We start from the raw sequence: 8110 nt of genomic DNA, 5'->3' as shown, positions 1-8110 counted from the left end.
CAGATCAAAGCTTCGCAGCCATGATCCATCTGACCGCTGCCGTGATAAACTCCCGATGAATCCCAACAGACCCTAGAACAGTGGGAGTGAAGGGGGCGGGAACAGTCTCATGTCAGTTAGTCGCAAGCGTTTTCGTGTTGAACAAGCCATTATGGGCGACATGCCGATGCCGGCACCGGTTGCGGTGGAAGGCGGCGAAATCGGTCCAATGCATCGGGAGATCATGGCGGAGCTTCGCTCCATCCGCGCACAGATGGCGCTCGGCGTCCACGCCCAGCGTCCGGTCGCAACCGAAGCCACCGAGGCGGCCGTGGCGCGCGAGGTCGCGGAAGCGCATGCGCTGCTCGAGACCTATCGCGCGCAGGTCGAGCAGTGCGAGAAGCTGAAGGTCGAGCTTGACCTGATCCACGACGCCATCAGCCGCACCAAGCGCGAGATCGCCGTGCTGCACGGCAAGAGCTTTGACGGCCAGGAGATGGCCAAGGTGAATGGCGAGCTCGGCGCCGTCGTCGGCGGCACCGAAGAGGCTACCCAGCAGATCCTCGAGGCGGCCGAAGCGATCGACCAGGCCGCCACCGCGCTGACCAAGGTCGCCTCGCCCGAACAGCACAAGCTGCTCGCCGAGGATGTCCAGGAGCGCGTAGTGGCGATCTTCGAGGCCTGCAACTTCCAGGACCTCACCGGTCAGCGCATCAGCAAGGTGATGACCACGATGAAGTTCATCGAGCAGCACATCAACGCGATGATGGAGATCTGGGGCGGTGTCGACGCCATCAAGGCGCACGCGCCGCCGATCATCGACACCCGCGAGGGCGACGCCCGCCTGCTCAACGGCCCAAGGCTCGACGGCGACGTGGGCCACGCCTCGCAGGACGATATCGACGCGATGTTCGACTAAGCGGGCAGGTCGCAGAGAAGAACGCAAAACGCCGGCGCGATGCCGGCGTTTTTGTTTTTGCCTCCATCTCCTCCGCCGTCATCGTCCGCGAAGGCGGACGATCCAGTAGGCGGCGGCCTCACGGCTCAGGCACTGACAGCGGTGACTACTGGATGCCCGGGGCATGACGGGGACAGAGCGCCGGTCCCTACGCCCGTGGCGCGCAGCGGACGTAGACCATGTTGCCGTAGCGGGTGGCCGCGTCCTTGTCGACGAAGCGGGTGACCATGACGCGGCCGTCGAAGGAGACGATCTCGCGGTCCTGCTCGCCGCCGGACGGCCCCGGCGGGCCGATATAGTTCTTGCCGCTCGGAGAGCCCTTCAGACGCAGCTCCTGCGGGGTGGCCTGGTCGGCGAGATGCATGATCACGCCACCGGACTGGCCGGCGCCAATCACATAGGGCTGCTTGCACTGGTCGCGCGCCATCTTCTCGGTGCGGGCGCGGTCGGTCGGGTTCTGGTAGGAGGCCAGGCCCCAGCGGCCGACGATCTCGTCGGAGCGGATGGTGGCGGGCATTTCCGGCGCCACCCCCGGCTCAGGCGCGGGCTCCGGGTTGGATGACAGCGACGGCAGGTTGAAGCTGCTGCACGCGCCCAACAGAAGCGTCAGCGCTAAGACGGACGCGAGCCTCGCAACCGCGCGCGCGTCACCTGATCCGATCATCCGTATTCCCCCGAAATATCCTTGGGCCGCACCTTGGGCCGCACCCGTCCTGCAGCCAAGCGTAAAACGTAAGGCAGAGCAATGACGTCGAAACGATGACGTGAGAACTCCAACCTGGGCTCTGATTTGATTTGGTTGCAGCATCCTATATTGGCCTCACCAAGGCCTTAACCACTTTGCTTGACAGGAAAGGCGCCAAGCCATATTTCCCGCCCCACAATTAGCACTCTGGCGCGATGATTGCTAACGCGCCGGATATCCTGCCCGCGATCCATCGACCGGCCGGCATTCAAGCCCGGCCTCGATGAATGAGACCTGAAACCGAGCCTCCAAGAGGGAACGTCATGGCTAAATCCAAATTCCGCCCGCTGCATGACCGTGTCGTGGTCAAGCGCATCGAAGCCGAAGAGAAGTCCAAGGGCGGCATCATCATCCCCGACACCGCCAAGGAAAAGCCCTCTCAGGGCGAAGTCACCGCCGTCGGGCCGGGCGGCCGCGACGAGACCGGCAAGCTGATCCCGATCGACGTCAAGGTCGGTGACCGCGTGCTGTTCGGCAAATGGTCGGGCACCGAGGTCAAGCTCGACGGCGAGGAACTCCTGATCATGAAGGAGTCCGACATCATGGGCGTTCTGACCTGAGCCGAGCCGAATCCGCCGCGCACCGCTGGTCATGCCCGGGCCTGACCCGGGCATCCATCTCTCTTCGGAAGAGTCGGCGAAGTGATGGATTGCCGGGTCAAGCCCGGCAATGACGCGTAAGAAGCGGCGGCCGCACCATCCCATTTATCCAGGAGTAAGATATGGCTGCCAAAGACGTTAAATTTGCCGGAGAAGCCCGCGAGCGCATGCTGCGCGGCGTCGATGTCCTTGCCAATGCGGTGAAGGTCACGCTCGGCCCGAAGGGCCGCAACGTCGTCATCGAAAAGAGCTTCGGTGCCCCGCGCATCACCAAGGACGGCGTCACCGTCGCCAAGGAGATCGAGCTCGAGGACAAGTTCGAGAACATGGGCGCGCAGATGCTGCGCGAAGTCGCCTCCAAGACCAACGACACCGCGGGCGACGGCACCACCACCGCGACCGTGCTGGCGCAGGCGATCGTGCGCGAGGGCGGCAAGGCTGTTGCCGCCGGCATGAACCCGATGGACCTGAAGCGCGGCATCGACATCGCGGTGCAAGCCGTGGTCAAGGACCTCGAGAAGCGCGCCAAGCCGGTCGCCGCCTCCTCGGAGGTTGCCCAGGTCGGCACCATCTCGGCCAATGGCGACACCGCGATCGGCAAGATGATCGCCCAAGCCATGCAGAAGGTCGGCAATGAGGGCGTGATCACGGTCGAGGAGAACAAGTCGCTGCAGACCGAGGTCGACATCGTCGAAGGCATGAAGTTCGACCGCGGCTACCTCTCGCCCTATTTCATCACCAACGCCGAGAAGATGACGGCCGAGCTCGAGGACGCCTACATCCTCCTGCACGAGAAGAAGCTCTCCGGCCTGCAGGCAATGCTGCCGGTGCTGGAAGCCGTCGTGCAGTCCGGCCGGCCGCTCTTGATCATCGCCGAGGACGTCGAGGGCGAGGCGCTGGCGACGCTGGTGGTCAACCGCCTGCGCGGCGGGTTGAAGGTCGCCGCCGTCAAGGCGCCCGGCTTCGGCGACCGCCGCAAGGCGATGCTGGAGGACATCGCGGTCCTGACCGGCGGCCAGCTGATCTCCGAGGAGCTCGGCATCAAGCTCGAGAACGTCACGATCAAGATGCTCGGCCGCGCCCGCAAGGTCGTGATCGACAAGGAGAACACCACGATCGTCAGCGGCGCCGGCAAGAAGGCCGACATCGAAGCCCGCGTCGGCCAGATCAAGGCGCAGATCGAGGAGACCACCTCCGACTACGACCGCGAGAAGCTGCAGGAGCGGCTGGCCAAGCTTGCCGGCGGCGTCGCGGTGATCCGCGTCGGCGGCGCCACCGAGGTCGAGGTCAAGGAGAAGAAGGATCGTGTCGAGGACGCGCTGAACGCAACCCGCGCCGCGGTGCAGGAAGGCATCGTGCCCGGCGGCGGCGTGGCGCTGCTGCGCGCCAAGAAGGCAGTCGGTCGTCTCTCCAACGACAATTCCGACGTCCAGGCCGGCATCAACATCGTGCTGAAGGCCCTCGAAGCGCCGGTGCGCCAGATCTCGGAAAACGCCGGCGTCGAAGGCTCGATCGTGGTCGGCAAGATCCTCGAGAACAAGTCGGAGACCTTCGGCTTCGACGCCCAGACCGAGGAATATGTCGACATGGTCGAGGAAGGCATCATCGATCCCGCCAAGGTTGTGCGCACGGCGCTGCAGGACGCCTCCTCGGTCGCCGGCCTCCTGGTGACGACGGAAGCCATGGTCGCCGAACTGCCGAGGGAGCCGGCGCCGGCGATGCCGCCCGGAGGCGGCGGCATGGGCGGCATGGGCTTCTGAGCGCAAGCCCGTTCGCAGATATCAGATAAGAAGGCCGCCTCCGGGCGGCCTTCTTTTTTGGGCAATAGAGCATGATCCGGAAAAGTGGAAACCGGTTTTCCCTCGCGACAAACGCGAAGCGTTTGCGCGGAGATCATGCTCAAACAAAGAGATGGATCATGATCCGATTTCGTCTAATCGGATCATGATCTAGGATCGAGGTTTGGTAGTTACGACGTCGCTGATTCTATCGCCGAGGATTTTCCTATGCGCGTGCTCCTGCTCTGCCTGTTGGGCCTCATCACGGCCTCTTCTGATCTCGCTCTTGCCCAGATGAAGCTGCCGTCCAAGACGGCGCCGGGCACCACCGAAACGCGCTATTTCACCGCGATCGACGGCTTGATGGAGGGCAATGCCGACGCGGTGCTGAAGGAAACCCGCCAGGGCAAGAACGTTAGCGCGGCGGTGCTCGACGTCTGCTACCCCGCGGAAAAAGGTTCCGACCGCAAGGACCGTTTCGTCGTCAACCTCGCGGTCAACGGCCAGAACCTGAGCGGCTCGACGCAGAGCCTGAATGACAAATCGCCCGTCACGGTGAAGCTCGTGCGCAAGCCGACCGGCGACAGTTTCGAATTCCGCGGCCAGATCACGATCGGCCAGGCGGTGACGGAAGTGGCCTCCTCCGACAATACCGACCTTTCGGAACGGGAATTTCAGGAGAGCCAGACCACCGATGACGGCATCACGCCGGCACCGAAGGACTTTACCGAAGTTTCTCCCGAATCCGTCGGCGTGCGCGTCAAGCTCGACGCGGCGCTGGACTTCCTGAAGAGCCTTAAGGGCCAGGCCGTCGAGGTCGGTCTCTCGAGCCTCGCCATCACCTGCGACGCGCTGCGCGCCGGCGAGCAGACCATCAACCTTACCGTCGATCCGGAACAGGCCCCGGCCCTCGTCGCCAAGGCCAAGGCGACGCCGGGCGTGGTCGCGGCCGGCTGGACCACGGGCAGCGTCGAGATGGACCGCACAATCCGCTTCGCCGCCGCCGACTGGCTCAGCGGCGACAAGATCAACAGGGACAAGATTGCATCAGCGATATCGGGCGTGCTCAGCAAGACGCTGGCGGCAAAGCCGTCGGGAGCGTCATGGAACGCCAACACCGGCAAGCTGAAATTGACCTTCAAGCGTCCGAGCCAAGTCTATCCCGCGCTCGGCCTCACCGAGACCGTCGAGATCTCGGCGCTGGTGTCCTCGGACAAGCCCGGCGCGTCGGACAGGCTGATGCTGTGGGTCTCGAGCCCGGTGGTCACCACCGCCGACGAAGGCCCAGGCCCAAAGCTGAACCTCTCGGAAGACTCCGTCGGCGATGAGGAAGGCGGCGAGCCGCCCGACGACAACGGCTCGATCGAGGCGCTGGCGAAGGAATTCAAGGCCCAGCGCTGGGACGCCGACAAATCCGCGTGGAAGTAGGGCCACGCGGCGATATGTGACCGGCTCGCCGTGCGCGCAGCTCAGACTCGCGCGAGCGCGTCAAGCCTTGCGCGAACATCATCAATCGCGGGCTTCGCGACGGGCCCAACACCGGGCATCGCCATCACCTTGTCGCACATCTGGTAGATCGAAGGCGTCACCACGACGATCAGTTTGGCGAGTGCGCTTCGTCCTTCCGGGGGAAGCTTGCCAGCTCGCGCGCTGACATCGTTCAACTGCGCTGTCGCCTCGTTGATCTTGGGCAGAGCCGCTTGAGCGGTAGCCACGTCTGTGACGCCTGATAGCGCGGACTTCAAGGTGTTGACGGACGAATCGACTTGGCTGGCCAAGTTCACCCCGTCGACGGTCAAATTCGCGGGTGCCACGCCTACGGTCCCGGTTGCGGGGCGCGTTGCAGCGGGTTGCTCGGCGACAGTCTGTTCACCCGGGCGTTGGACTGCGTACCAGACGAGACCGCCGAGCACGACAAGGCCAGCCAGCCAATAGGGCCACTGCGACATCGCGTTGCTTGGCGTGTAGCGTGTAGACGCCCCGGCGACGCGGCTCGCGGCCGCCGAAGCTCCGCTGCGCACGCTCTCCCCCGCCCTGTCGATGAGACCGGCAGCGCTCAGTTGATCGGCGAGACCCGATGGAAGCGCCGCAGCGATCTGGTCCTTTTGCGAGGCGAGGAGCGATGTCAGCCCGCTTGCCTCCATACCGACGCTGCGTTGATGCTGCCCCAACGCCCCGAGGACGACAGGACCAAGCATGCCGGTCAGCAACTTGGCGGAGCCCTCGCCGATCCCTGCGAATTTGGCGATGGCCTCAGATACCGTTTCCAGCGCCCGGCCGCCAAACAGGCCGGCCAGCGTGGCCGATCCGCTCTCCGCGAGCGCCGCCTGGCCAGGACCTGCCATCGCATTCTTCAGGCTTTCAAGCGCTCCGGGCTGCTGCTGCGACAATGCGCTGGACAACTGACGGGCGCCACCGGGGGTGGAGGCCACCTCGGCCAAGCTCGAAAGCAGCGCGGGGACGCCACCTCCTATCGCCTTTTGCACGATGTCTCGATCAAGCCCCAGAGAGGACGCGATCCTGGCGATCAGGTCAGGAGTCAGACATTGCATGACAACAGAGACGAGGTTCACAGCCATGGCGATCTCTCCATCGTTGCGAAGTGGTTGAGACAGGATGACTGAACAATCATCACGTCGCATGCCCACGTCAGAGATTTCGATTCCGGCTGTCAGGCGCGGGCAAAATATCGGGGCGAACCTGCAGATTTCCGTGCCTGCCAGCCGACTTTCCCACTGCGCGAGCATGTCCGCCCCAAAATTCGCACCTGTCTAATCACAATACGGAGAGCCTTGCAGGTTGATAGCCGCTCGCTCAGCAGCCTGACATGGAATTTTGCCAGCTCCATTTGGGATGGCCGGCTGCTTGGGCCGCGATCGGGGCGGCATCGCGACGCAGTTCATTCGGTTGATCGTTAAGGTTCGATTCAATTTCCGGGAACATCATCGCTTAGCCGAACGTGGGTCACGCCATGCAAGTCCACGAGCCGAGTACCCTTGGAAGCACCTGGTCGGGGAATGTGGCTGACGGCGAGTTGCCGGAGCAGCCGGCGCGCCTGTCGGATTTCTTGCACCAGAATCGCGATGACGTTCTGGTGGTACGAGGGCCATACGGCGATTGGGCGCGCACCATTGCGCTGCCTGCGATGGCACTGGTGGCAGCCTTTGGGTTGGGATGGGCCGGCGGTCTGAACTGGCCTGAGTTCGCAAGCACGCTCGGGCTCAGCTCAGCCGCCCAGAAAATCACGTCTTCGCCTCGAACCGCTGAAGCAAGACCAGGCGGCAGGATCGAAGGCACCAAAAAAACAACATCGACATCAGATCTGCAGACAGCGGCACCCGCTGTCGTAGGAAGCATTCCCAAGCCCTTACCCGCGAGCACTCACCTTGCCGCGCGCGCCTCAAACCCGTTCGCCTCCCAGGCAAATGCTGCTCCCTCCGGCGCGGCGATGGCGAGGCCACCTTTGGCGCCGGCACCGGAAACGAGACCGACCACCATATCGGGCTGGACGGTTGTCGATGTCCGGGACGGAACCGCTGTTCTCGACGGCCCTGACGGCATTCGGATGGCCGCGCGCGGCGACACGATTCCCGGGCTCGGGCGTATCGAAACCATCGTGCGCTGGGGTAACCGCTGGATCGTCGGTACCGCCAACGGATTGATTGCGGCGCCTTAGTCCTAATTCGTGTTGAGCCGGAAGCGCAGCGTCTTCGAGCCGGTCAAGGTGACGAGGTCACCCTGACGGCGCCAGGTCGCGACGTCACCGAGCGCCGCAAGCAGATCGTCGTCGGCCTGCGTCCGGTCGGGCGGGCAGTTGCGGGTTTCCATCGCGCCGGGAACGAAGATGATGGTGTTGCCGGCCACCGAGAACTGGCCCTTGCCGCCCTTGCACCAGAGTTCCAGCACCACCTCGCCATTGTCGCCGATCTCGAGCGAAGGGATGCGCTTGGAGCCGGGCATGCGCGCGGCATCGAGCGCATTGCCTCACCAAGGATGTTACCGGAGAACTGACCGTCAGGATTGGGGCGGCGATACCGAATCGGATCGGTGT

At 64.1% G+C, this 8110-nt stretch carries 8 protein-coding genes; 5 read left to right on the top strand and 3 right to left on the bottom strand.

All coding sequences use genetic code 11. The features are described 5' to 3' along the window. Nucleotides 1-109 precede the first annotated feature (109 nt). On the top strand, nt 110-898 hold the full coding sequence (locus AAFX91_RS36395; RefSeq protein ID WP_130582607.1) for a protein phosphatase CheZ: 789 nt from the start codon (nt 110-112) through the stop codon (nt 896-898). A 187-nt stretch (nt 899-1085) separates the two neighbouring features. On the opposite strand, the gene AAFX91_RS36390 is transcribed toward AAFX91_RS36395, so the two are convergent. Further along, nucleotides 1086-1601, bottom strand: coding sequence for a hypothetical protein (locus tag AAFX91_RS36390; protein WP_130582606.1), 516 nt, complete (start codon nt 1599-1601; stop codon nt 1086-1088). 344 nt (nt 1602-1945) lie between these two features. On the opposite strand from AAFX91_RS36390, the gene groES reads away from it, so the two are divergent. The 3 genes from groES to AAFX91_RS36375 all read left to right on the top strand — a co-directional run bounded on the left by groES (nt 1946) and on the right by AAFX91_RS36375 (nt 5487). Next, complete coding sequence (groES, locus tag AAFX91_RS36385) at nt 1946-2242, top strand: co-chaperone GroES (protein ID WP_130582605.1); 297 nt, start codon at nt 1946-1948, stop codon at nt 2240-2242. 161 nt (nt 2243-2403) lie between these two features. Next, nucleotides 2404-4041, top strand: coding sequence for a chaperonin GroEL (gene groL / locus AAFX91_RS36380; RefSeq protein ID WP_282530289.1), 1638 nt, complete (start codon nt 2404-2406; stop codon nt 4039-4041). Nucleotides 4042-4287: 246 nt separating this feature from the next. Further along, complete coding sequence (locus AAFX91_RS36375) at nt 4288-5487, top strand: hypothetical protein (protein WP_394569728.1); 1200 nt, start codon at nt 4288-4290, stop codon at nt 5485-5487. Between the two features lie 41 nt (nt 5488-5528). Here the strand turns inward: AAFX91_RS36375 and AAFX91_RS36370 are convergent, their stop codons facing one another. Next, nucleotides 5529-6806, bottom strand: coding sequence for a DUF937 domain-containing protein (locus AAFX91_RS36370; RefSeq protein WP_282530291.1), 1278 nt, complete (start codon nt 6804-6806; stop codon nt 5529-5531). Nucleotides 6807-7507: 701 nt separating this feature from the next. Here AAFX91_RS36370 and AAFX91_RS36365 point away from each other — a divergent pair. After that, nucleotides 7508-7735, top strand: a complete 228-nt coding sequence (locus AAFX91_RS36365; RefSeq protein WP_394569727.1) for a hypothetical protein — start codon at nt 7508-7510, stop codon at nt 7733-7735. 2 nt (nt 7736-7737) lie between these two features. Here AAFX91_RS36365 and AAFX91_RS36360 read toward each other — a convergent pair whose 3' ends face one another. Next, nucleotides 7738-8019, bottom strand: coding sequence for an META domain-containing protein (locus tag AAFX91_RS36360; protein ID WP_394569726.1), 282 nt, complete (start codon nt 8017-8019; stop codon nt 7738-7740). Nucleotides 8020-8110 lie beyond the last annotated feature (91 nt).

The organism is Bradyrhizobium sp. 31Argb (genome assembly GCF_043638955.1).
Classification (GTDB): domain Bacteria; phylum Pseudomonadota; class Alphaproteobacteria; order Rhizobiales; family Xanthobacteraceae; genus Bradyrhizobium.
This window is presented reverse-complemented; position numbering and strand designations above follow the sequence as displayed.

Bases quoted from the DNA above. Each gene is read 5' to 3' on its own strand.
- AAFX91_RS36365 (WP_394569727.1), top strand. From the start codon at position 7,508: ATGGCGAGGCCACCTTTGGCGCCGGCACCGGAAACGAGACCGACCACC.
- AAFX91_RS36390 (WP_130582606.1), bottom strand. From the start codon at position 1,601: ATGATCGGATCAGGTGACGCGCGCGCGGTTGCGAGGCTCGCGTCCGTC.
- AAFX91_RS36375 (WP_394569728.1), top strand. From the start codon at position 4,288: ATGCGCGTGCTCCTGCTCTGCCTGTTGGGCCTCATCACGGCCTCTTCT.
- groES (WP_130582605.1), top strand. From the start codon at position 1,946: ATGGCTAAATCCAAATTCCGCCCGCTGCATGACCGTGTCGTGGTCAAG.
- AAFX91_RS36395 (WP_130582607.1), top strand. From the start codon at position 110: ATGTCAGTTAGTCGCAAGCGTTTTCGTGTTGAACAAGCCATTATGGGC.
- groL (WP_282530289.1), top strand. From the start codon at position 2,404: ATGGCTGCCAAAGACGTTAAATTTGCCGGAGAAGCCCGCGAGCGCATG.
- AAFX91_RS36370 (WP_282530291.1), bottom strand. From the start codon at position 6,806: ATGCTCGCGCAGTGGGAAAGTCGGCTGGCAGGCACGGAAATCTGCAGG.
- AAFX91_RS36360 (WP_394569726.1), bottom strand. From the start codon at position 8,019: ATGCCCGGCTCCAAGCGCATCCCTTCGCTCGAGATCGGCGACAATGGC.